The sequence below is a fragment of the Planotetraspora kaengkrachanensis genome (assembly GCF_016862895.1).
Lineage (GTDB): Bacteria > Actinomycetota > Actinomycetes > Streptosporangiales > Streptosporangiaceae > Planotetraspora > Planotetraspora kaengkrachanensis.
Genome location: NZ_BONV01000014.1, coordinates 1 through 23,156 on the forward strand (window position 1 = coordinate 1; position 23,156 = coordinate 23,156).

Consider the following 23,156-nt stretch of genomic DNA (forward strand, 5'->3'; position numbering starts at 1 on the left):
CACCGAGGCCGTCGGCCCTGTTGCTCGCGGCGGAGTGACCAGAACTACCTTTGTCCTCACAAAAGTATTGCGGGCAATTAGGAAACATGATTTGCTAACCCGCCATGGCGCTCGACGCGTGTAACGGCAGCGTTGCGTCCTGCCCCATACCTGCCGGAAGGCGTGCCCGAAAACCCCCGTGCCTGAGGTGTCAATGTCGACCCGTCCAGCGCCGCCGCGTCGCAGCAGACCGCCCGCGCGGTCCGCTTCCTCCGCCGCGCCGCCTTGAGCGCCGCGGCGTGGAGGAGGAGCCGGTGTCCCGGTTTCCCCGGTTTCTCCGGCGTTGTCGCGGTCGTCGCCCGCTTCCGGTCGGCCCCCGGACGGCTTCTCCTCGCGCGGCCGCCGGTCGTATTCGGGCACATGAGAACGTCCTGACCAGTCTGACCACCCGTATGGCGAAATGTTTCGTCTGTGTTACGTGTGAGTGTCAGCCGCACAACCGATTATGACAGGCCTTTACGTCATAAATATGTCATGACATATTGGCAAAGTGTTCCTCCTAGTTACCCGATGTATCGGAGGCGTTACGTGAAGTTGCGGAATAGGTTGATGGGCGCGGCGGTGGTCGTCGTCGCGTCGGGACTGGGGCTGGCGGGTTGCGGCCAGTCGTCCGATGGCGGCAGCGGGGACACGATCGAGCTCACGATCGCTCAGAACTCCATCTCGGGTGGCAAGAACGCGGCCGGGGCGGACTACATGACGAACTGGGTGATCCCGCAGTTCGAGGCCGCCGAGAAGGCGAAGGGCAAGAACGTCAAGGTCAAGTTCGTCCCGAGCGGTGTCGACGACGAGCAGTACAAGACCAAACTCTCCCTCGACCTCAAGTCCGGTAAGGGCGCGGACGTCTTCGACCTCGACGGCATCTGGGCCGGCGAGTTCGCCGAGGCCGGCTACCTCAAGCCGCTGTCCGACGTGGTCGGCGCCGACGCGGACAACTGGGACGGCTGGGCGCAGATCCCGGAGTCCGTCCAGGGCCTGGCTACGTACAACGGCAAGAAGTACGCCCTGCCGGTCGGCACCGACGGCCGCGTGCTCTACTTCAACAAGAAGCTCTTCCAGAAGGCCGGACTGCCGGCCGACTGGCAGCCCAAGAGCTGGCAGGAGATCCTCGACGCCGGCAACAAGCTGAAGGCGGCCGGCGTGCCGGTGCCGATCCAGATCAACGCGGGCACCGCCATGGGCGAGGCCACGACCATGCAGGGCGTGCTCCCGCTCCTCGCGGGCGCGGGCGGCCAGTTGATGCAGGACGGCAAGTGGACGGGCGCCTCCCAGGCGATGAAGGACGCCCTCGGCTTCTACCAGAAGATCTACGGCGGCAGCGGCCTCGGCGACCCCAAGCTCCAGCAGGAGGCCAAGGGCCGCGACAAGTCCTTCCAGCAGTTCGCCGGCAACGAGATCGGCATCCTGCTGGAGAGCGACTACCTCTGGCGCGGCGTGCTCAACCCCGAGACCGGCGTGGCCAAGATGGCCGACCGGGACCAGAGCGTCGGCTACGCGCTCATCCCCGCCGAGGAGCCCGGCAAGGGCATCAACGGCCAGGACTTCATCAGCATGTCGGGCGGCGGGCTGCGCGCGGTCAACCCGAACAGCGCCCACCCGAAGGAGGCGTTCGAGCTGGCGGCGTTCACGCTGTCGCCCGACGGGCTGAAGGAGGAGACCAAGAACGGCAACGTGCGCATCACCCCGCGCTCCGACGTCAACAAGGAGATCCTCTCCAGCGAGCCGCTGCTGACCTACATCTCCGACAAGGTGGTGCCGCTCACGGCCTTCCGCCCGCCGGTCGCCGCCTACACGCAGGTGTCCGTGGCGCTCCAGGAGGCCACGGCCGAAGTGGTCAGCGGCAAGACGCCCGACCAGGCCGCCGCCGACTATCAGTCGAAGCTCGAAGGAATCGTCGGTGGCGCAGGCAACGTTGCCTCCTGAGGTCCTCGACGACGCGAAGGCCCGCCGCTACAACGCGGACGCGGCGGGCCTGGGCAGACTGAGAGCGGGCGCGTTCGTCGCACCGGCTCTGGTGCTCATCTCGCTCTTCCTCGTGTTCCCCGCACTCTGGGTGCTCTACCTGAGCCTGTCGAACTACCGCCTCACCGGCGCGGCCGCAGCCGCACCCCAGTCGGTCGGGTTCGACAACTTCGTCAAGGCTCTGACGGACCCGGAGTTCTGGAGTTCGACCTGGCTGACGTTCGAGTTCGTGCTCGGCTCGGCCGTCATCGGGCAGGTCGTGCTCGGCTTCCTGATCGCCTGGATCATGCGCGACCGCACCGGCCCGATCAAGCGGATCGTCGAGGGGCTGGTCATCCTCGCGTGGATCCTGCCCAGCGCCGTCGTCTCGTTCCTGTGGGTGGCGCTGCTCGACCGTGACGGCGGCACCCTCAACACGCTGCTCCACGCGCAGGACTTCGCACCGCTGCTCGACCACCCGATGCTGTCGATCATCGTCTTCAACATCTGGCGCGGTGCGGCCTTCTCGATGATGTTGTACGGCGCGGCGCTCGGCAACGTGCCGCCCTCCCACCTGGAGAGCGCCCGGCTGGCCGGGGCCTCCGGCTGGCAGCAGCTCCGTGACGTGGTGTTCCCGCATATCAGGGGACACGTGCTGACCAACCTGCTGCTGATCAGCCTGTGGACGTTCAACGACTTCACGCCGTTCCTGCTGACCGCCGGCGGACCCGACGGCAAGACCGAGGTGTTGTCCGTGCACGTCTACCAGGTGGCGCTGCAAGGCGGCGAACTCGGATACGGCGCCGCCGTCTCCACCGTCATCCTGCTGATCAACCTGGTCGTGGCGGTGTTCTACCTGCGGCTGTTGCGGAGTAAGAAATGACACGGTTCGTGCTGCACCGCATCGGCTTCTACGTACTGGTCGCCGTGCTGCTGGCGTTCTTCGCCGTTCCGCTGCTGTGGCTGGCATCCGCGCCGTTCACCTCGGACCCGACCTACCAGGTGCGGATGCCCGACTTCACGGCCGACAACTTCCGGGCGCTGTTCGACAACCCGTACGCCCTCGGCTCGTTGTGGAACTCGGTCCTGCTGGCCGCGGGCACCGCCGTGCTGGTGGTCGCGTTCGCCACCCTGGCCGCGTACGCGCTCAGCCGGGTACGCCTGCCGGGCCGGGACGCGCTGCTCTACACGCTGCTGCTGCTCTCGTCGATCATCACCGGAACGGCCGCCATGGTGCCGCTGTTCCAGTTGGCGGTCGAACTCCAGCTGATCGACTCGCAGCTCGGGCTCATCCTCATCCTGACCGGAGGCCTGCTGCCGGCGGCCATCTTCATGATGAAGGACTTCATGGACTCGACGCCGAAGTCCTACGAGGAGTCGGCCCGCGTCTTCGGCGCCACGCCGCTGCAGATCGTGCGCCACGTCGTCGTCCCACTCGTACGGCCGGGGCTCGCCACCATCGGCGTCTGGGCCGTGGCCAACGTGTGGGGCAACTTCCTGATGCCGTATCTGCTGCTCAGCGACGTGGAGAAGCAGCCAGGCGCGGTCATCATGTACACGCTGTACACCGAGGGCGGCCAGGCCAACCTCCAGCTGCTGGCCACGTTCGGCCTGCTCTACTCGGTGCCTGTGGTGCTCATGTACCTGTTCGTAAGCAAGAAGTACGGCTTCCGCTTCCACGGAGGGATCAAGCGCTGATGTCCGCAATCGAACTGCGGGGCCTGACCAAGGTCTATCCCGGGGGAGTGAAGGCGCTCGACTCGCTGGACCTGACCATCCCCGACGGCGAGTTCTTCGCCCTGCTCGGTCCGTCCGGATGCGGCAAGACGACGCTGCTGCGCACGATCGCCGGGCTGGAGACCGCCACCGGAGGGGCCGTCGTCATCGGCGGCCGCGACGTGACCGGCGTCCAGCCGGGCGGCAGGGACATCGCCATGGTCTTCCAGGACTACGCGCTCTTCCCGCACATGGACGTCACGGACAACATCGCGTATCCCCTGCGCATCAAGAAGGTCGCCCGGTCGACCCGCGAGCAGAAGGCCGCCGAGGTCGGCGCCAGGCTCGGCCTGGACAAGCTCATGGACCGGCGTCCCGGCCAGCTGTCCGGCGGTCAGCAGCAGCGGGTCGCGCTGGCCCGCGTCATGGCGACACAGGCACAGGCGTTCCTGTTCGACGAGCCGCTGTCCAACCTGGACGCCAGGCTGCGCCTCGAGGCGCGCACGTTCCTCAAGAAGCTCCAGCACGAGCTCGGCGTGACCACCGTCTTCGTCACCCACGACCAGGCAGAGGCCCTGGCCATGGCCGACCGGATGGCCGTCATGGAGTCCGGGCACATCCGCCAGATCGGCACCCCCGCCGAGGTGTTCCAGCGTCCAGCGAACACCTTCGTCGCGGGATTCATCGGCTCGACTCCGATGAACCTGCTCGACGGGGTCGTCCGCGGTGACACTGTGGAGGTCGCGGACTGCAAGCTGGCGGTGCCGCAGTCGGCGGAGGGACTGCTGCGCGACGGCGAGAAGATCGTTTACGGCGTGCGGCCCGAGTACAACGGCTACTCGGCCGAGCCCGTCGACGGCTCGCTGGTCGGAAAGGTGTCGATCGTGGAGAACCTGGGGGCGTCCTACCTGGTCACTCTCGACGTCAACGGGGTGCCCGTGCAGGCCGTCGTGCCCGAGGGCCACGAGCCCGCGCTCGGCGACGAGGGTTACGCGCTGCCCCGGCGTGACCGGGCCCTGATCTACCGTGACGGCGAGCTGGTGTCGGCATGACCGTGATCAACGGGCACTGGAGTCTGGACGACCGGCTGGAGCGGATCCTGCGGGAGGTGCCGTTCGAGGTGCCCGCGGGGACGCGGGCGGTGACCGTCAGGCTGCGCTTCGACCGGTCGCTCGGCGTGCTCGACCTCGGGTGTGCCTCTCCGGACGGCTTTCGCGGCTGGTCCGGCGGGGCGCGCGACGAGTACACGATCACCGAGGAGTGGGCGACGCCCGGCTACCTGCCGGGTTCGGTGGAGGACGGCACCTGGCACGTGTGGTTGCGCCTGCACCGGGTGCCGCCGCAGGGTCTCGACTACACGCTGGAGATCACCACTGCGACGACCGTTCCGGCGCAGCCGATCGCCGAGGAGCCGCCGCACGGCGAGCGTCCGCCGCGCCGTGACGTCCCCGACGTGGACGGCCTGCGCTGGTTCGCCGGCGACTTCCACGCCCACACCCTGCACAGCGACGGCTCGCTGACCATTCCCGAGCTGGCCGAGCTGGCCGCTTCCCGGGGGCTCGACTTCCTCACGGTCACCGACCACAACACGACCAGCCACCACCCGTATCTGGCCGGCGTGGGCAAGGACCGGGGCATCACGCTGCTGCCCGGCCAGGAGGTCACCACCGACCGCGGCCACGCCAACGTGTTCGGCGCCGTCGGCTGGGTCGACTTCCGGGAGCCGGTCGACTCCTGGATGCGGCACGCGGCCCGCGAGGGCGGCCTCATCTCGATCAATCACCCGCTCGGGGGCGACTGCGCCTGGCTCCAGCCGGTGACCGAGCGGCCGCGCATCGCCGAGGTGTGGCATTCCGGCTGGTGGGACCGGCGCTGGGGCGCGCCCCTTGCCTGGGCCGACGCCTGGCGCCCCGACCTGGTGGCGATCGGCGCCAGCGACTTCCACAAGGTCGGCGAGGACGGGCTGCCCGGTCAGCCCACCACCTGGGTGCTGGCCGAGGACACCGGCTCGATCTTCGAGGCGCTGGCCGCCGGCCGCACCGCGATTTCGGCGGGTCCCGGCGAGCCGCTGCTCGTCAGGCTCGGCGACGAACTGCTCGCGCTCGACGCCGACGGGCTGATCCTGGTCCGTCCCGGCGGCGACCGTCAGGTGATCCGCGGCGAGCGGGTGCTCGTCCCGGCAGGCGAGGGACGGCACCGGTTGGAAACGCATCAGAACGAGGTCATGGCCATATGCGGGTGACACGAGGAGCCCTGGCGCGAGCCACGGACATCTACCTGCGCCACGACCTGCGGATCGGCTGGGGGGCCGCATGACCGCCGAGATCGTCGTCGTCCCGCACACCCATTGGGACCGCGAGTGGTACGAGCCGTTCCAGCGCTTCCGCCTGAGGCTGGTGGCGCTGCTCGACGAGGTGCTCGACACGATGGAGCGCGAGCCCGGCTACCGCTTCACCCTCGACGGGCAGCTCGCGTGCGTCGACGACTACCTGGAGGTGCGGCCGGAGAACCGGGACCGCATCGCCGCGCTGGTCGAGTCCGGACGGCTCGCGGCGGGGCCGTGGCAGATCCTGCTCGACGAGTTCCTCTGCTCGGGTGAGAACATCATCCGCAACCTCGAACTCGGCATGGGCCGGGCCGACGAGCTCGGCGGGTCCATGCCGGTGGGCTACCTGCCGGACATGTTCGGGCACACCGCGCAGATGCCGCAGATCCTCAAGCGTGCGGGCCTGCTGCACGCGTGCGTCTACCGCGGCGTGCCGTCGTCCGTGGTGACCGACGCGTTCGCCTGGGTCGCGCCCGACGGCACGGCGCTGCGGACTCAGTACCTGCCCCTCGGGGGGTACGGCAACGGCGCCCACCTGTTCGAGGACCCCGCGCACCTGGCCGAGCGGGCCGCCGACTTCTCCGCGCGGATGCGTGAATGGCACGGCCCCGACGGGGCGTTGCTGGCGATGTACGGCGCCGACCATTCCGCGCCGGTGCGCGGGCTGCCGCAGATGGTGGCGGGCATCGGCGCCCGCATGGACACGTTGTCCGGCTACGTCGGCGCCCATCCGGGCGACGTGGACGGGCTGCCGCGGGTGCACGGCGAGCTGCGGTCCCACGCCCGTGCCAACATCCTGCCCGGCGTCATCTCGGTCCGCGCGCACGTCAAGCAGGCCATGGGCCGCGCCGAGCGGATGGTGGAGCGTTATGCCGAGCCGCTTGCCACCCTGTGGGGCGACAGCTGGCCGGGCCGCTTCCTCGACATGGCGTGGTGGCGGCTGGTGGACGCCAGCGGCCACGACTCGGTGACCGGCTGCGGCGTCGACGACACGGCACAGCAGGTGGCGGCCAGGATCGCCGAGGCCGAACACCTCGGTCAGGCGGTCCGCGACATGGTCACCGCCGGGCTGGCCGCCGAGGTGCCCGCGGACGGCGTGCTGGTCGTCAACCCGACGCCCGCCCGGCGGCGCGGAATCGTGCTGATGGACGTGGCCGGGCTCGACCCGCTGGTCGGTCCCACCGGCGTACCGATCCCGGCCCAGACGCTGGCACACGCGCCCACGGTGCTGCTCGACGCCGAGATGGACCCGGCCACCGCGCTGACCTTCGTCCACGGAACCGAGCTGTACGGTCAGCACATCGTCGGCTGGGCGGTGGCAGGCGACACGCTCACTTTCACCGTGGCGAAGACGTCCACGGCGGCGTTCGACGTGGCCGAGGTGCGCGACGCGCTCGACGGGGTCACCAGAGTGCGCATCGTCGCCGAGCCCCGCCGTACCGTGGCCGCCCTCGTCGAGGCGCCGCCGCTGGGGCACACCAGTGTGCGGCCGCGGGCGAACGGCGACGCCCACCGGGCGCCGGCCCCGTTCGCCGAGGTGCGCGCCGACGACCGGGTCCTGGACAACGGGCTGCTCCGTGTCGAGGTGGCGGACGACGGCACCCTGACGCTCACGTCCGCGGACGGCACCACGCTCACCGGCGCGGGCCGCATCGTCGACGGCGGAGACGTGGGAGACACCTACAACTACGCGCCCCCGGCCGCCGACCGGATCGTCCTCGAGCCCACCTCGGTCCAGGTGTCCGTCGCCGCCTCGGGACCGTTGGTGGCCGCGTTCGACGTGGTGCGCACCTACCGGTGGCCCGCCGCGGGCGACGACGTCACGGGCGTTCAGGAGATTCCCGCGGCATCGAGGACCGAGGCCACCGAGGAGATCGTCGTCGGCACCCGGGTCGAGCTCCGGACGGGCGAGCCGTACGTCAGGCTGCGGGTCGAGTTCGACAACCGGTGCTCCGACCACAGGGTCCGGCTGCACGTGCCGCTGCCCGCGCCCGCGACGGCCTCGCACGCCGAGGGGCAGTTCGCCGTCGTCACCCGCGGCCTCACCGCCGAGGGCGGGTGCGGCGAGGAGCCGTTGCCGACCTTCCCCGCCTCCTCGTGGGTGGCGGCCGGAGGCGTGGCGGCGCTGCTCGAGCACGTCACCGAGTACGAGCTGGTGGACGACGGGACCGAGCTGGCGCTCACGCTGCTGCGCTCGGTCGGCTACCTGTCGCGCAACCTCCACGCCCTGCGGCCCGAGCCCGCCGGGCCGCAGCTCGCGACCCCGGCCGCCCAGGTGCGGGGGGCGCGTTCGGTCGAACTGGCGCTCATGCCGTACGGCGGATCCTGGGCGGCCGTGCCGCCCGCGGCGGAGACGTTCCGCCACGACCTGCTGGCGGTGCCGGGCACCGGTCCTTCCTCGTTCGACCTGCCCCCGGCGGCCCCGGGGCTGGCGGTCTCCGGCGAAGGCGTGGTCATGACCTCGCTGCGTGCCAGGGACGACTGGCAGGAGCTGCGGGTCGTGGCCATGTCGGACACGGACACCGAGGCGGTCGTCGAGGGCGCCTTCACCCGCGCCAGGTACGCCGATCTGCGCGGCCGCGGCGGCGATGAGATCGAGGCCGGCTCCGGCGTCGTCCGCCTGCCCCTGCGCGCCTGGGAGATCGCCACCGTCCAACTGGCCGACTAGACCGACCGGCTCCCGACCGGCCACGAAACGGCTGATCGGGAGCGAGTGGGGCGACCTGTGAGAGGCAAGGCCTCGGCATAGTCGCGTTATGTTCGTTTTATTCATGCTGGGTCGAGTCGGAGGGTCTCGGGGGTCCTGGTGGCGTCCCGGGCGTGGTGGCGTGCAGGCGGCTGTGATGCTGGCGTGCCTGGCCGTTTTGGAGGTGCCACCGGAATACGGCAGAAACGGGCCGCGCGGCAAGATCCAGGATGATCAGCACCTCCTGGCGTTGCTCGACGGGGTCCTGTCCCGTATCGGCGACCGGGCCGACGAACGCCTGGCGTTCCAGGCGTCCTTCCCGATCCACAGCTGAAAGCCGGCGACACACGATGACGATGAGCTCCGGCGCCTCCGACCGGATACCGGGCATTCCCCCGAGGCCACAGCTTCCCGATCTCGCCGCTGCCCGCATGCTCGGCCCCGCGGAAACCGTGGAGGCGCGCTGGCAGCAGCTGCTGCTCGTCTGGCGCTGGCATCACGAGCGGCACGAAGCCTTGCACCCCGGCAATGCCTACCCGGGCATCGTGGTGTTGATTGAGGCTGCCCGAGCGGAGCCGAAACTCCGGCAGCTCTATCCCTTCACCAGTCATTTCAGACTGCTGTTCAGCAGCTGCACGAGCCACCCGTGGTCGGTCCAGGCGCCGTCGATCGAACCTCTGCGGGATGGCCGGTTCTGTGTCCGTCGTCCTCGAAGTCCCGAAGTCATCGGGGTCATCCACACGGCGGACGCCGCAGTGGCTCTCGTCGTCGACAACCTCCCAGCCGGGCTCGGCCCGGCTGTCGACTCTCAAGGAGATGGAGCTCGTGACCGGTGAGGGCGCGACGAAGCAGCGGTTTCTGATCTTGCACGACTACGGAATGGGCGGTATCACCGTGCTCGAGTTCGACGCCGCCGTCCTCAAGCAGCCGGGAATGTACTTCGGGGCAGGACTGGACGACCCAAGGCTGCCAGCCTTGTTGCTGTCAGCTGCGGCTCGGCACGCACTGCACCCGGCGACGCGAGTCGCAGAAGATCACTCGCTCATCTCAGAGATCGTCGTCTTCGGCGACTTGTGTTTCAACGTGACGATTAACCAGCAGCACACTTGGTCGGACTCCCCGCCCCTCGGTTACTTCGACTCCCTGCTCGGCCCCGAGTGGTGGCTCCTGGCAGCGATCGCGACGCTCTGCTTAACGACAACCGTCGAAATGTGGAGCGACGGCCGAGGCTTCAGCCAAGAACTCGCCGGCCTTCGTCCCCTCAACACTGTGCAGGGGTTCGATCCGCAGCCGGGAAGCGGGACTCGCGTCACCTTCACCATCGACGGCCACAACCTCCCGTCCAGCGCTGCCTTTCCCGCAGACCTCGGCAGCATCGACGCCCACGGCCCGGACTGCACCGCAACGGACGGGCCAGGCTACGTAGTGATCCGCGACCACAGGAGCGACGACCAGAGCAGCACCCGTCTGGCTCAGGTGTCCTCTGTTCGCCCCCGTGCGGCGATCCTGACTGCGCCACCCACATCGGAACGACCAGCGGCTATCCGAGCCCTCAACCCCTGAGACTCAGCCCGCGGCCCGTTTCTGCCGTATTCCGGTGGCACCCCTTTTGGAGGATCCCGATGGCGAGCAGATCCTGGCTGCCAGGCGATCTGGCTATGGCCGTCAGGGCGCTTCAGGCGCATCCTGTGAAGTGCGCGGAGTGGCCGGGCGTGGCCAGCATGCTGGGTTCTGGCCGGCGAGGAGGAATGCATGGAAAGCGCGCCGAGCAGGACGGCGATGTTTGCGGCCGTGTCGCGTGGATTGTTTCGCCTGGAGACGGCGTCGCCGTGGGTACTGGACGATGTGCTGGCCCTGGTGCTTGTCGGCCCGGTATGGCAGCAGCTGCGAGACCAGTTCGATCCGCTGTTCCCCGGCCCGGTCCGCAGCGAGTCCCGTGCGGCTGTCTGCACCCGCAGCCGGTACGCCGAGGACCGGCTGGCTGCTGGTGCCTTCACGCAGTACGTGATTCTTGGCGCGGGGCTTGACTCGTTTGCGTGGCGGCGGCCGGATCTGCTCGGCTCGCTGACGGTGTTCGAGGTTGATCACCCTGCCTCCCAGGCCTGGAAGCTCGAGCGGGTCAGGGAGCTCGGCCTGCCGCTCAGCGACTCGCAGGTATTCGTGCCGGCTGATTTCGAGGCCGGACCGGTTCAGGATGTTCTGGGCCCGGCTGGGTTCGACTGGGCGCAGCCGGCGATGTTCTGCTGGACGGGCGTCGCCCCCTATCTGACGGCACAGGCGATCGAGTCGACGTTGCGCACGATCGCGGCGGCTGCTCCCGGGTCTGAGGTGGTGTTCTCCTACCGGGCCGAGGACTGTGCGCTCGACGACGCGGGGACGGAATTCGCCCGTATCTACACGCCGATCGCGGCTTCTGCCGGCGAGCCTCTTCAGCCTGGCTGGCCGGTATCCGAGATCGAGAGGCTGATCAGCCGGTGCGGGCTAAAGGTCGTGGACCACCCCGCACGTGCAGACCTCCAGCAGCGGTACTTCGCCGGCCGTACCGATGGCCTGCGGCCCTATACCTTCGAGACCCTGGTGGCCGCGCGGGTCACCTGAGCGAGCGCAGGCCACGTCGGCAACTTCACCGTCTGCGAGGGCCAGGCGGTGACGGTACGGCAGAGGAGTACAGCAACCTCCAGGGCCTCGGCGTAGCCGCGTCGTGTCCGCTTTGCTCATGCTGGGCGCAGTCCGAGGGTTTCGAGGGTCCGGGTGGCGTCCCGGGCGTGGTGCCTGCAGGCGGCGGCGACGCTGGCGTGCCCGGCCGTTTTCAAGATGCCGATGGCCAGGTTGCGCAGGGCGGCCATGGCCCCGGTTGCGCTGGCGGGAGGCGACCGGGATGTGCCGCCAGCACTATGCCGGGACCCTGCTGTGAGAGGCCCCCGGACCTGCACGAGTCCGGGGGCCTTTCGCTGTCCGGATTTACCCAGAAATGCGGCCAATCCGGGGAGCGCGCGGTGACGAATGAGGGTCAGGATTCCGGCCGGATCCTCCCTTCGAAAGTCACCCGATCGGCCACTCAGGTGGCCGGGACCCGAAAGGATCCAGCAGACCATGGAGCTCCGAACCAACCGGCGCATCCTCGTCGCCGTCGGCCTGGCGGGCGCGCTGGCCGTGTCCTCCCTCGCCCTTCTCCGACCGGAGACCGGCGTGGCGTCCTCGCACCGCGAGGCGCCGATGATCGCGGGCGACCCCCGGAACGACAACACCGACGTGTACGCCTTCGTCAGCCCGGACCGGCCCGACACGGTCACCTTGATGGCCAACTTCATCCCGTTCGAGGAGCCGACCGGCGGGCCGAACTTCTACCAGTTCGACACCAACTCGCGGTACAACATCAAGATCGACAATAACGGGGACGCCAAGCCCGACGTCACCTACCAGTGGGTCTTCAGGAACGAGGACAAGCGCGGCACGGCCACCTTCCTCTACAACAACGGCCCCGTCACCTCGCTGACCGACAAGAACCTGCTGTTCAAGCAGCGCTACACGCTCAAGAAGATCACGCACAGCGGGACGAAGACCCTGGTGTCCGACGGCATCGTGGCGCCGAGCAACACCGGCCCGGCCTCCATGCCGATGTACTCCATCCTGCGCGCCCAGTCGATCAAGAACGTCCCGGGTGGCACCAAGGCGTTCGCCGGGCAGGCCGACGAGGCGTTCTTCGCCGACCTGCGGGTCTTCGACCTGCTGTACGGCGGCGACCTGTCCGAAGTCGGCAAGGACACCTTCAACGGATACAACGTGCACAGCCTCGCCCTGCAGGTGCCCAAGAAGGACGTCGCGCTGCGCGGGAACGCCGGCCGCAACCCGGTCATCGGCGTCTGGTCGACCGTGGACAAGTGGAGCCCGAAGGGCTACGTCCAGGTCTCCCGGCTGGGCCAGCCGCTGGTCAACGAGGTCGTCGTCCCGGCCGCGCTGAAGGACGCCTTCAACGCGCTGCCCCCCAGCAAGGACGCCGACGTCCCGGCCGTCGTCAAGCGCGTCACCAACCCCGAGGTGCCGATGCTGCTCCAGTCCATCTACGGACTCAAGGCGCCGAAGACCCCGCGCACCGACCTGGTCGAGATCTTCCTGACCGGCATCGCCAAGGCCAACGGCCCGATCAAGGCCGACCTCAACTCACAGATCCTCAACAAGGACGCGGGCAAGCTGCGTCCCTCGGAGATGTTGCGGCTGAACATGTCCATCCCGCCCGCAAAGAGCCCGAACCGGCTCGGCGTCCTCGCCGGTGACCTGCAGGGCTTCCCGAACGGCCGCCGCCTGGGAGACGACGTGATCGACATCGCCCTGCAGGCGATGGCCGGGGCCGCCCAGACCGGCAAGCTCGTCGGCGCCCTCGCGGCCGGCGACAAGGTGAACCAGAACGACAGGCCGTTCTCCACGCAGTTCCCGTACATCCCGCTGCCCGGCAACACGTCCGTCAACGCCGGCTGATCTGACGCGCGCGGGACCCGGCCCTCCCCGGGTCCCGCGCCCAGACCTGAGGGGATCATCGTGAAGACCTCCGCGAAAGTCCGGATCGTCGCCGGCGTGCTCGGCCTCGCCTCCGTCCTGACCCTGGGCGCCGCCCTCATCCCTGGCGAGACCCCCGCCGAGCGGCCGTCACCGGCCGCCGCCGGCAGGCTCACGCTCGAGGAGATCCCGGTCTCCGCCGCCTCGCTCAAGGACACGATCCGGGCACTCACCACCCGGCTCGAACGGCTGCCGCGCGACCACGACGCCTGGGCCCAGCTCGGTGCGGCCTACGTCCAGCAGGCTCGCCTGACCGCCGACCCGTCCTTCTATCCCCGGGCCGAGCAGGCGCTGGGCCGTTCCCTCGCTCTGCGCCCCGGCGACTTCGCCGCCCTGGCCGGCCAGGCCGCACTCGCCGCCGGCCGCCACGACTTCGCCGAGGCCGTACGGCTGGCCCGCCTGTCGGAGGCCGCCAACCCCTACGGCCAGGGCGCCCAGGCGGTGCTCGCCGACGCCTACACCCAGCTCGGCCGGTACGGAGAGGCCACGCGGGCGGTCGACAGGCTGATGGCGCTGCACCCCGGCGTCGCGTCCTTCGCGCGGGCGTCCTACGACGCCGAACTCCGCGGTGACCGCGCCGCGGCCCGCCGCATGCTCGAGCACGCACTCGACGACGCATTCTCGCCCGAGGACGTCGCCTACTGCCGCCACTATCTGGGCGAGCTCGCTCTTCACTCCGGTGACCTGAAGCGCGCCACCGAGCAGTACCGCCTGGCGCTGAAGGCCGCCCCCGACTTCACCCCCGCTCTCGCCGGAACCGCCAGGGCCGCCGCGCTGAGCGGCCGGCTGGAGGAGGCGGCCGACCTTTACGGGACGGTGGTCGCCCGGTTGCCCCTGCCCCAGTACGTCATCGAGTACGCCGAGGTGCTGACCGCGGCCGGCCGGGACCCGGTGGACCAGTGGGCGCTGCTGCTTGCGCAGCGGGACCTCATGAAGGACGCCGGGGTCAAGGACGACCTGACCTGGGCGGAGTACGAGGCCGACCACGGCTCTCCCGCGCGGGCGGTGGAGTACGCCCGGGCCGAGTACGCCCGCAACCCCAACGTGGTGGCCGCCGACGCCCTGGCCTGGGCGCTGCACCGCGACGGCCGCGACCGGGAGGCGTTGCCGTACTCCCGCCGGGCCACGGCCACCGGCTGGCGGAACGCGCTGCTCCTCCACCACCGCGCGGAGATCGAGCGCTCGCTCGGCATGGACCGCGAGGCCAGGGAATCCGCGGCCGGGGTCCGCGACGCCGACCCCTCCTTCTCACCCGAACTCCCCGCGCTGGCGAGGTTCTCATGATGCTCGTAAGGACCGTCAGAAGGGCACTCGCCGTGGCCCTCGCCGGCCTGGCGGCGTGCGTGACGCTCACCGTGGCCGCCTCCTCGGCCCAGGCCGCGTCCATGCATCCCCTGGGCAACTTCACCGTCAACCACTACAACGGCCTGCGGATCACCCCGGACCGGGTGGAGAACCTGGCGATCGTGGACAGCGCCGAGCTGCCCACCCTCCAGGCCCGCTCCGCCGTGGACGCCGACCGGTCGGGATCGATCTCCGACGCCGAGCGAACGGCGTACGGCGCCGCCCGCTGCGGCGAGCTCGCCGCAGCGCAGAGCCTGACGGTGAACGCGGCCGCCTCGGCCTGGCAGGTCGGGGAGGCGGGCTTCGTCTACGAGCCGGGACAGGGCGGCCTGCAGATCAGCCGGCTGACGTGCCGGTTGTCCGCGTCCGTTGAGACCCGGGGTGCGGTCGCGTTCAGCGACGGCTTCCTCGCCGACCGGCTGGGCTGGCGGGAGATCACCGCGGTGGCCGCCGACGGGGTGCGGCTGGCGCGATCGTCGGTCCCCGGGACCAGCGTCAGCGACGAGCTGCGCGGCTATCCGGGCGACCTGCTGGCCAGTCCGCTCGACCAGCGCACCGCGGAGCTGAGCGTCGTCACCGGGTCGGGGTCCGTGGCGGTCGCGTCGCCGCTGGTGGGCGGCGGGCCGGTCGGGGACGCGCTGGCGGCCCTGGACGGCGCGTTCACCCGGTTGGTCGGCACAGATTCCCTGACCGTGCCGCTGGGTCTGCTCGCCGTCCTCCTGGCCGCGCTGCTCGGCGCCGGTCACGCTCTCGCCCCGGGACACGGCAAGACCATCATGGCCGCGTATCTGGCCGGGCGGACCGGGCGTCCTCGCGACGCGCTGGTCATCGGCGCCACCGTGACGGTCACCCACACCCTCGGCGTGCTCGTCGCCGGTTTGTTGCTGACGGTGTTCTCCACCCTCACCGGGGAATCCGTACTCGGCTGGCTCGGCGTGGCGAGCGGACTGCTGATCGTCGTCGTCGGCGTGGGGTTGCTGAGGTCCGCCTGGAATACCCGGCACGGTGGCGACCCGCACGGCCACGGCCACGGCCACGGACATGGTCACGGTCATGGTCACGGGCACGGTCACGGGCACGAACATGCGGAGCAGGAAGGCGCCCGGGTGGCGGTGCTCGAGCGCGAGCCCGTCGGTCCCCCCGCCGAGGAGCGTTCGCGCCGTGGGCTGGTCGGCATGGGAGTGGCAGGGGGCCTGGTGCCCAGCCCGTCGGCGCTCGTCGTCCTGCTCGGTGCGATCGCGCTCGGCCGCACCTGGTTCGGGATCGCCCTCGTGCTCGCCTACGGGCTCGGGATGGCCGCCACCCTCACCGTCAGCGGACTGCTGCTGGTCAGGCTGGCGGGCGTGCTCGACCGCTTCGCCTCGCGAAGCCGCGGCCTGGCGGCCCGCTGGACGGCGCTGGCACCGGTCGCCACGGCCTGCGTGGTCATCGTGCTCGGCCTGGGCCTCGCCGTACGCAGCTTCACCGGATCCGTCTGAGCCGCTCGAGATCGAGGCTGCGGGCGAAGTGCCGGCGGCCCCGATCCGGCCGTTCACCGTCGGTGTCCTGAAGTGGGTGAGGGCCTACTGGCGTGGTGCGACCCGACCAAGGATCACGGCTGACGCCAGAGGGCGGCGAGCTCGACGCGGCTGGCACAACCGGTCTCGTCCAGGGCCCGGCCGAGGTGCTTCTTGACGGTGTCGACCCCGATGAACAGGCGGTCGGCGATCCGCTGGTTGGTGAGTCCCTGAGCGGCGAGCCGGGCGACCTCCCACTCCCGGGGCGTCAACCGCCACTCGGCGCGGGCCGTCGCCTGCTCGCGGTGACGAGCGAGCTGATCGGCGGCCAGCGGGGTGAGATGGCGCCGCAGGGTCCGCAGCACCGTCAGGTCACGGACGGACACCTGTGGCGTGTCACGCACCGCCATGCCGACATAGAGGACACCGGCCGGTCCGGCGTCGATCAGCATGCCGGCCTTGTCGGTGATCCCATATGGCCGCAGAAACCGCTCGGCGTACTCCCGGTCCTGCGCCACCTCGTCCAAGGTGACGACACCGGCCGCCGTCAGCAGCCGGCACGCCCGCTCGGTGCGGAAGGGGTCGGCGTCCATCCAGCGGGCGGCGTAGTCGGCCAGGAACCGCGGAGAATAGCCGCCCTGGACACCGCAGCCGCTTCCGACGGCCTCCTGCAGGGTGCGGCCGTGGAGCACCGCGACTCCGGCGTAGCCGAACCAGGTCTGCAGAGCCCGCACCAGCCGTTCCTGGAACGCACTCAGATCTGTGGCCCTGTCGACCGCCTCCAGCACGCCGACCAGACGCCGGTAGTCGGCGACCGCCATCGGTTCACCGGCCGGCAACGGACGGGGAACGGGGAGGGGTCCGGCGAGCGCGTCTGCCACAGGTCAATCTTCCACCTTTGGGCCATACCGCGGCAAAAGGCGACGGGGCATCGTGATCGCAGCGCCTTGGGCACACGGCCGGAGGCGAGCCGAGAAGGGATCCACAGTGAACACCGTCCCGAGCCCGCGCCGATGGTTGATCACCGGTGCCAACAGCGGCCTCGGAGCCGCCTTCACCCGGGCCGCGCTCGCGGCCGGTGACGTGGTGGTCGCCGCGGTACGCCGCCCCGGGGCCATGGCCGAGGTGGCCGACGAGCACCCGGATCGGGTGACGGTCGTCGAGTTGGATGTGCGCGACCCAGCGGCCTGCCGGCGCGTGGTCGAGACCTCCGGCCGCATCGACGTGCTGGTCAACAACGCCGGCTACGGGATCGTCGGCGCGATCGAGGAGACCACTGAGGAGGAGGTCCGCGACGCGTTCGAGGTGATGTTCCACGCACCGCTGCGGTTGACCAGACTGGTGCTGCGGCAGATGCGTGAGCGGAGGAGCGGGGCGATCATCCAGGTCAGCAGCATGGGCGGGCTGCTGTCCTTCGCCGGTGCCGGCGCCTACTGCGCGGCCAAGGGAGCGTTGGAGCAGGCCAGCGAGGCGCTCGCGGCCGAGGTCGGGCCGCTGGGGATCAACGTCGTCATCCTCGAGCCAGGAGCCTTCCGGACCGGGTTCGCAGGATCGGCGCTCCGCCAGAGCACGCCGATCCCCGGCTACGAGGACACCGTGGGCCCGATACGGACCTCCTTGGCGGCTTCTCACGGCAACGAGCCCGGCGATCCGGACAAGGCCGCTCGAGCGCTGTTGAACACGCTCGACCTGCCAGAGCCTCCGCTACGGCTGGCGCTGGGTGAGGATGCGATCTCCGCCATCCGGGCGAAGCTCAAAGCGGTGGCCGCGGATCTGGACGCCACCGCCGACCTCGCCCGCCACACCGCCGTGGCGAGCCAAGATCCACTGATTGGCGGCATCCTCTAGGATCGGGCCGTCTCTTCGGCCGATCTTGTGGGGTTCGACGTGCGCCTGTCCCGGTTGCGGTCCCTGTCCCCGGTACGGGCGAACCCGGTTCGGGCCGGCCGCATGCCGATCCGAGCCCTCGGAGCGGCGAAGGCCGTGCTTCTGGTGGCGACCGGCCTTCTGCCGGTGGCGTGTTCCACGTGCTCGTGGTCGGTGGCGGACATCCGCCGGCTGCACTCAGAACTCGCCGCGGCGGTTCCGGAAAGCCTGGGAGCCGCGTCGGTCGGTGCGATCCAGAACGGCTCCGAATGCGATGAGGACGGGCAGGGCGTATGGGCGAACGTGACGGTCCGGCACGTGCGTTCGTACAAGGACGTGATCAGTGAACTCAAACGACAGGGCTGGAGCGACCTGTCGGCGGAGCAAGAGGCCGGCTTCCTCGACGACAGCCCCGTCGTGAAGAAGCAGATCCGTGGTCGAACCGTCTTGGCATGGGTCGTCTCTCCCATCGAGCCGCCCGATGCGCCGAAAGGGTATGTCGAGCTCTCTTTCGAGTTCCTGGACGAAGACACCTGAGACGCCGTGACGTGCGGAGCCGGCCGGAACCGGTCTCCGCAACTCATCCGGGCGGATTCAGATGTCCCCATCTTCGGCGAGGACCCGCTGGGCGACGGCGAAGGCGGAGTTCGCCGCGGGGACGCCGCAGTAGACGGCGGTCTGCAGGAGCACCTCCTTGATCTCGTCGGCGGTCAGCCCGTTGCGCCGGGCCGCACGCACGTGCATGGCGAGTTCCTCGAGATGGCCCCGCGCCACCAGGGCGGTCAGCGTGATGCAGCTGCGGGTGCGCCGGTCGAGGCCGGGACGGGTCCAGATCTCGCCCCACGCGTAGCGGGTGATGAGGTCCTGGAAGTCCGCGGTGAAGCCGGTCGTGCCGGCCAGCGCCCGGTCGACGTGCGCGTCGCCCAGCACCTCACGCCGGACCTTCAATCCTTCCTCGTACGGCTCACGCGGGGAGCGGGGGACGGCGCCGCCGTCGGTGGGGCCTTCGGCTTGCGAGCTCATGGGGGTTCTCCAGGGGGACGTGAGGTGCGGGCTCAGGGGGTCTTCCAAGGGGATGCCAGGTGGCCGGCGACGGCGGCGGTGACGACGTCGGGCCGCTCGGCGTTGGCGAGATGGGCGGCCTCGGAGACGACGAGAAGCTCGGCGCCGGGGATGCCGCCGGCGAGCGCACGCCCGTGGTCGGGCGGGGTCGCGAGATCCTCGGCGCCCGCGATGACCAGCGTGGGCGCCTCGACCAGGCCGAGCCGGTCCCGCGCGTCGAACCCCGCGAGCGCCTCGCAGCAGGCGGCGTAGCCTTCCGGATCCGCGCCGCGCAGCATGGCGAGATACGGCGCCGCTCCCGCGAAGCCGGGGGTGAACCACCGTGCCTCGGCCGCCCGGGCGACGGGCTCCATCCCTTCACGCCGCACGAGGGCCGCCCGCTCGTGCCACGGTTCCGGCGGGCCGAAGCGTGCGGAGGTGCAGCACAGGACGAGGCTGCCGACGTGGCCGGGCGCGGTGAGGGCGAGCGTGGTGCCGACGGCCCCGCCAAGTGAGACGCCCGCGTAGCCCACCACGTCCAGCCGATGCAGGTCCAGGAGGGCCAGGACCATCCCGGCGAGGTCTTCCATGGTGAGGCCGGTGACGGTGGGGGAGCCGCCGTGCCCCGGCAGGTCGTAGCGCAGAACCCGCCAGTGGCGGGTGAGCGAGGGAAGTTGTGGCTCCCACAGGTCGAGGGTGGTCCCGAGCGAGGGCCCGAGGACGACGACGGGGGCGTCGGACGGCCCGTCGAAACGGTGGTGCAGCGTCATGGGGTTCCCGTTCGCCGGCTGTCGCCGGTGTGCGTCGTGCCGATGTGACGAAGGTCAGAACTCAAGGAAGGCCGTCTCCTCTTCGCCTTGCAGCCGGACGTCGAAGACGTAGGCGTCCGCCGTCTCGGCCCGGGCGATCAGTGTCGCCCGGAGGGCCGGCTCGAGGGAGTCCAGCAACGGGTCCGGCGCGTCTTCGAGGTAGATCCGGGTCGCCACCGGCTTGAGCAGGCCCCGGGCGAACACGAGCAGGGCGAGGTACGGCGTCGCGGGCCGGGCCGTACGGAACCGGTAGGAGCCGTCCGGCGCGGTGGGGCAGCGCCCGAAGCCCGAGACGCCCGGGCCCCGGCGGTCGAGCGCGCCGCGGGTCCCGGTCTCGCCGAGCCACAACTCCAGCAGCGCGTCCGGGACGGGCTCGCCCTCCCCGTCGAGCACCCGGCCGGTCACCGTGATCGCCCCCGGGTGGTCCTCGGGCACGAGCTCCCCACCCTGCGCGTACGGCAGGGCGTAGCCGAAGAAGGGGCCGACCGTCTGGGACGGGGTCGTCATGAGTCCTCCATGGGGGTGCGTCCCAGAGTCACGTCGAACCGGTAGCCGAGCGCCCATTCCGGCTCGGTCGCGTCGAGGTCGAACGCGGCGACCAGCCGTTCGCGGGCGGCGGCGTCCGGGATCGACTGGAAGATCGGGTCGAACGGGAACAGGGGGTCGCCGGGGAAGTACATCTGGGTGACCAGGCGCTGGGTGAATGCGGTGCCGAAGACGGAGAAGTGGATGTGCGCGGGACGCCAGGCGTTGTGGTGGTTGCGCCAGGGGTAGGCGCCCGGCTTGACCGTGACGAAGCGGTAGCGGCCTTCGTCGTCGGTGAGGCACCGGCCCGCGCCGGTGAAGTTGGGATCGAGCGGCGCCGGATGCTGGTCGCGTTCGTGGGCGTAACGACCGGCCGAGTTGGCCTGCCAGACCTCGACCAGCGTGTTCCTGACCGGGCGTCCTGAGCCGTCGAGGATGCGGCCGGAGACGACGATGCGCTCGCCCAGCGGCTCTCCGGAGTGCTGCGCGGTGAGGTCGGCCTCGTGGTCCGCCACCTCGTGGTGGCCGAACACCGGGCTGGTCAGCTCGATCGCGTCCGCATCGGCCTTCATGCGCAGCGGCGGCCGTGAGGGGGCGCGCAGCAGCGTGCTGCGGTAGGCGGGGCTCAGATACGGCGGGTGGGTCATGACGTTCCTTTCTCCCCGTACGGCAGGCCCACGTAGTTCTCCGCGAGCGTCGTGGCCGCCGCCTCCGAGGTGGTGACGTAGTCGAGGTAGGAGGTCTGCAGCCGCCGGCCGTACTCGTCGTCGGAGTCGAAGGTGTGCAGCAGCGTGGTCATCCACCAGGAGAAGTGCTGGGCCCGCCACACCCGGGTGAGGCAGGCGCGGGAGTAGCCGTCGAGCAGGGTGGTCGAGCCGTCCGCGAAGAAGGCGGCCAGCGCCTCGGTCAGCACCCGCACGTCGGCCACCGCGAGGTTCAGCCCCTTGGCCCCGGTGGGGGGCACGATGTGCGCGGCGTCGCCCGCGAGGAAGAGCCTGCCGTACTGCATGGGTTCGGCCACGAAGCTGCGCATCGGCGTGATCCCCTTCTCGATGACCTCGCCGGTGCCGAGGGTGAATCCGGGGACGGTCTCCAGGCGTGCCTTGAGCTCCGCCCAGACCCGTTCGTCCGGCCAGGCGTCGATGTGGTCGTCGGCCGCCACCTGCAGGTAGAACCTGCTGATCTCGGGGGAGCGCATGCTGTGCAGGGCGAAGCCGCGGTCGGTGCGCGCGTAGATGAGCTCGTCTGCCGAGGGGGCGACCCGGGCCAGGATGCCCAGCCAGGCGAAGGGGTAGTCGCGCCGGAACTCGGTCAGCGTCCCCTCGGGGATCGACGGGCGGCAGATCCCGTGGAAGCCGTCGCATCCAGCGATCACGTCGCAGTCGAGGCGCTCGTCTCCGAAGGTCACGTACGGCCGGTCCGTGCCGAGGTCGTGCACGGCCACGTCGTCGACCTCGAAGCGGATGTCGCCGCCCGCGGCGAGCCTGGCGGCGATGAGGTCCTTGACGACCTCCTGCTGGCCGTACACGGTGATGGCCCGCCCCGGCACCAGCTTCTCGAACGCGATGCGGTGGCCGGCGCCGCCGTATCGCAACTCGATGCCCTGGTGGGGCAGCCCCTCCCTGAGCAGGCGCTCGCCCACCCCGGACGAGACGAGGGTGTCCACCGTGCCCTGTTCCAGCACGCCTGCCCGTACCCGCTGCTCCACGTACGCGCGTGACCGGCGTTCCAGCACCACCGAGTCGATGCCGCGCAAATGGAGCAGGTGGGAGAGCAACAGGCCCGCCGGCCCGGCTCCGATGATCCCGACCTTGGTTCGCATGAGATGAGCATCGGGAGCGCGGGCCGTGGAGCGTAGTCTTCTCTTCTACTGAGTGGAAACGGCGGGACTATTTCCGGAGGTGAGCGGATGTCCGGAGGCGCACGTGATCGGGGACGTTCGGTCACCTCACGGGTCCTGGCGATCCTCGACGCCTTCGACGCCCGCCACCCCAGGCTCACGCTGAGCGAGATCGCGGCCCGCAGCGGCATGGCGCTGACCACCGTCCACCGGCTGGTCGGCGAGCTCGAGGAGTGGCAGGCGCTCCGCCGGACCGCGGACGGGTGCTACCACATCGGGATCAGATTGTGGGAGCTCGGGCAACTCGCCCCCGACTCCCTGCAGGCGGTGGCGCATCCCTGGCTGCAGGAGCTGTACGGCAGCACGGGGGAGAACGTCCATCTGGCCATCCGCGACGGCGTCGAGGTCCTCTACGTGGACCGGTTGTTCGGCAAGCGGGCGGTGCCGATCGTGTCGCGCACCGGGGGCCGGTTGCCGATGCACTGCACCGGCGTGGGGAAGGCCCTCCTCGCGTTCGAACCCGGCTGGTTCGTCACGTCGTTCCTGTCGCGTCCGCTCGAACGGTTCACCCCGCACACCGTCACCGAGCCGGGACGGCTGTCGCGTGAGCTCACCCAGATCCGGGCACGCGGATACGCCCTCACGCACGAGGAGATGACGCTCGGCTCGTGCTCCGCCGCCGCGCCGATCATCGCGGACGGCGTGCCGGTGGCGGCGGTCGGGATCGTCGTCTCGTCGAGGCGTGTCCGGGAGTTGCCGCGCCTGGTCGAACCGCTCCTGGCCGCCACCGACGGCATCGCCCGCGCCTACCAGGCCGCGATCGCCCCGGCGGCGCGGCCCCGCCAGGAACGGCGCGATTAGCCCGGGCGGCCAGCGACGTGGTGGCCGACGGCTGCGTGGGGTGCAGCCGTACAACGAAAAGACCAGCCCAAAGGGCATCTGTGTCGATCCGGGGAGCGCACCCGAGGGATTC

Annotated in this window: 22 protein-coding genes; 16 read left to right on the forward strand and 6 right to left on the reverse strand. The window is 70.3% G+C overall.

The window, feature by feature from the left end; translation table 11 throughout:
* The first annotated feature begins 567 nt into the window (after window positions 1-567).
* The 13 genes from Pka01_RS17030 (at window position 568) to Pka01_RS17090 (ending at window position 16,084) form a co-directional block, all read left to right on the forward strand.
* Window positions 568-1,962 (forward strand): extracellular solute-binding protein, encoded by a 1,395-nt coding sequence (locus Pka01_RS17030; RefSeq protein WP_239115065.1) that lies wholly within the window; start codon window positions 568-570, stop codon window positions 1,960-1,962.
* Entirely contained in the window at window positions 1,937-2,863 is a 927-nt protein-coding gene (locus Pka01_RS17035; RefSeq protein ID WP_203883758.1) for a carbohydrate ABC transporter permease, read from the forward strand. The genes Pka01_RS17030 and Pka01_RS17035 overlap by 26 nt, the downstream gene beginning before the upstream one ends.
* Window positions 2,860-3,678, forward strand: coding sequence for a carbohydrate ABC transporter permease (locus tag Pka01_RS17040; RefSeq protein WP_203883759.1), 819 nt, complete (start codon window positions 2,860-2,862; stop codon window positions 3,676-3,678). Before Pka01_RS17035 ends, Pka01_RS17040 begins: the two co-directional genes overlap by 4 nt.
* Window positions 3,678-4,748 carry an ABC transporter ATP-binding protein gene (locus Pka01_RS17045; protein ID WP_203883760.1) on the forward strand — a complete coding sequence of 357 codons (1,071 nt, stop codon included), beginning with the start codon at window positions 3,678-3,680 and terminating at the stop codon, window positions 4,746-4,748. Before Pka01_RS17040 ends, Pka01_RS17045 begins: the two co-directional genes overlap by 1 nt.
* On the forward strand, window positions 4,745-5,938 hold the full coding sequence (locus tag Pka01_RS17050) for a CehA/McbA family metallohydrolase (protein WP_239115066.1): 1,194 nt from the start codon (window positions 4,745-4,747) through the stop codon (window positions 5,936-5,938). Before Pka01_RS17045 ends, Pka01_RS17050 begins: the two co-directional genes overlap by 4 nt.
* A 70-nt stretch (window positions 5,939-6,008) precedes the next feature.
* On the forward strand, window positions 6,009-8,690 hold the full coding sequence (locus tag Pka01_RS17055; protein WP_203883761.1) for a glycoside hydrolase family 38 N-terminal domain-containing protein: 2,682 nt from the start codon (window positions 6,009-6,011) through the stop codon (window positions 8,688-8,690).
* A 160-nt stretch (window positions 8,691-8,850) separates the two neighbouring features.
* Window positions 8,851-9,042 carry a hypothetical protein gene (locus Pka01_RS17060; protein WP_203883762.1) on the forward strand — a complete coding sequence of 64 codons (192 nt, stop codon included), beginning with the start codon at window positions 8,851-8,853 and terminating at the stop codon, window positions 9,040-9,042.
* A 22-nt stretch (window positions 9,043-9,064) separates the two neighbouring features.
* Window positions 9,065-9,544 (forward strand): DUF6193 family natural product biosynthesis protein, encoded by a 480-nt coding sequence (locus Pka01_RS17065; protein ID WP_203883763.1) that lies wholly within the window; start codon window positions 9,065-9,067, stop codon window positions 9,542-9,544.
* Entirely contained in the window at window positions 9,525-10,271 is a 747-nt protein-coding gene (locus Pka01_RS17070; protein ID WP_203883764.1) for a hypothetical protein, read from the forward strand. The genes Pka01_RS17065 and Pka01_RS17070 overlap by 20 nt, the downstream gene beginning before the upstream one ends.
* Window positions 10,272-10,460: 189 nt before the next feature.
* Window positions 10,461-11,306 carry a class I SAM-dependent methyltransferase gene (locus Pka01_RS17075; protein WP_203883765.1) on the forward strand — a complete coding sequence of 282 codons (846 nt, stop codon included), beginning with the start codon at window positions 10,461-10,463 and terminating at the stop codon, window positions 11,304-11,306.
* A gap of 495 nt (window positions 11,307-11,801) precedes the next feature.
* Window positions 11,802-13,184, forward strand: a complete 1,383-nt coding sequence (locus Pka01_RS17080) for a DUF4331 domain-containing protein (RefSeq protein WP_203883766.1) — start codon at window positions 11,802-11,804, stop codon at window positions 13,182-13,184.
* Window positions 13,185-13,244: 60 nt separating this feature from the next.
* Window positions 13,245-14,546 carry a tetratricopeptide repeat protein gene (locus Pka01_RS17085; protein WP_203883767.1) on the forward strand — a complete coding sequence of 434 codons (1,302 nt, stop codon included), beginning with the start codon at window positions 13,245-13,247 and terminating at the stop codon, window positions 14,544-14,546.
* A complete protein-coding gene (locus Pka01_RS17090; protein ID WP_239115067.1) occupies window positions 14,543-16,084 on the forward strand; it encodes a nickel/cobalt transporter in 1,542 nt (513 codons plus the stop codon). Before Pka01_RS17085 ends, Pka01_RS17090 begins: the two co-directional genes overlap by 4 nt.
* 113 nt (window positions 16,085-16,197) lie before the next feature.
* Here Pka01_RS17090 and Pka01_RS40800 read toward each other — a convergent pair whose 3' ends face one another.
* Window positions 16,198-16,983, reverse strand: a complete 786-nt coding sequence (locus Pka01_RS40800) for a helix-turn-helix transcriptional regulator (RefSeq protein ID WP_239115068.1) — start codon at window positions 16,981-16,983, stop codon at window positions 16,198-16,200.
* A gap of 106 nt (window positions 16,984-17,089) precedes the next feature.
* Here Pka01_RS40800 and Pka01_RS17100 point away from each other — a divergent pair, with 106 nt between their 5' ends.
* Both Pka01_RS17100 and Pka01_RS17105 read left to right on the forward strand, forming a co-directional pair.
* On the forward strand, window positions 17,090-17,950 hold the full coding sequence (locus Pka01_RS17100; protein WP_239115069.1) for an SDR family NAD(P)-dependent oxidoreductase: 861 nt from the start codon (window positions 17,090-17,092) through the stop codon (window positions 17,948-17,950).
* A 135-nt stretch (window positions 17,951-18,085) separates the two neighbouring features.
* The gene (locus Pka01_RS17105; RefSeq protein WP_203883768.1) at window positions 18,086-18,505 is read left to right on the forward strand and encodes a hypothetical protein; all 420 of its coding nucleotides are present in this window, start codon (window positions 18,086-18,088) and stop codon (window positions 18,503-18,505) included.
* Between the two features lie 57 nt (window positions 18,506-18,562).
* Here the strand turns inward: Pka01_RS17105 and pcaC are convergent, their stop codons facing one another.
* From pcaC to pobA, 5 genes are read right to left on the reverse strand one after another with little or no spacing between them, the layout of a single operon-like run.
* Complete coding sequence (gene pcaC, locus Pka01_RS17110; RefSeq protein WP_203883769.1) at window positions 18,563-18,991, reverse strand: 4-carboxymuconolactone decarboxylase; 429 nt, start codon at window positions 18,989-18,991, stop codon at window positions 18,563-18,565.
* A 32-nt stretch (window positions 18,992-19,023) separates the two neighbouring features.
* On the reverse strand, window positions 19,024-19,779 hold the full coding sequence (gene pcaD / locus Pka01_RS17115) for a 3-oxoadipate enol-lactonase (RefSeq protein WP_203883770.1): 756 nt from the start codon (window positions 19,777-19,779) through the stop codon (window positions 19,024-19,026).
* 54 nt (window positions 19,780-19,833) lie between these two features.
* Window positions 19,834-20,325 (reverse strand): protocatechuate 3,4-dioxygenase subunit alpha, encoded by a 492-nt coding sequence (gene pcaG, locus Pka01_RS17120; RefSeq protein ID WP_203883771.1) that lies wholly within the window; start codon window positions 20,323-20,325, stop codon window positions 19,834-19,836.
* The gene (pcaH, locus tag Pka01_RS17125; protein ID WP_203883772.1) at window positions 20,322-20,990 is read right to left on the reverse strand and encodes a protocatechuate 3,4-dioxygenase subunit beta; all 669 of its coding nucleotides are present in this window, start codon (window positions 20,988-20,990) and stop codon (window positions 20,322-20,324) included. Before pcaH ends, pcaG begins: the two co-directional genes overlap by 4 nt.
* On the reverse strand, window positions 20,987-22,165 hold the full coding sequence (gene pobA / locus Pka01_RS17130; RefSeq protein ID WP_203883773.1) for a 4-hydroxybenzoate 3-monooxygenase: 1,179 nt from the start codon (window positions 22,163-22,165) through the stop codon (window positions 20,987-20,989). Before pobA ends, pcaH begins: the two co-directional genes overlap by 4 nt.
* 87 nt (window positions 22,166-22,252) lie before the next feature.
* On the opposite strand from pobA, the gene Pka01_RS17135 reads away from it, so the two are divergent.
* On the forward strand, window positions 22,253-23,044 hold the full coding sequence (locus Pka01_RS17135; RefSeq protein WP_203883774.1) for an IclR family transcriptional regulator: 792 nt from the start codon (window positions 22,253-22,255) through the stop codon (window positions 23,042-23,044).
* The last annotated feature ends 112 nt before the right edge of the window (window positions 23,045-23,156 follow it).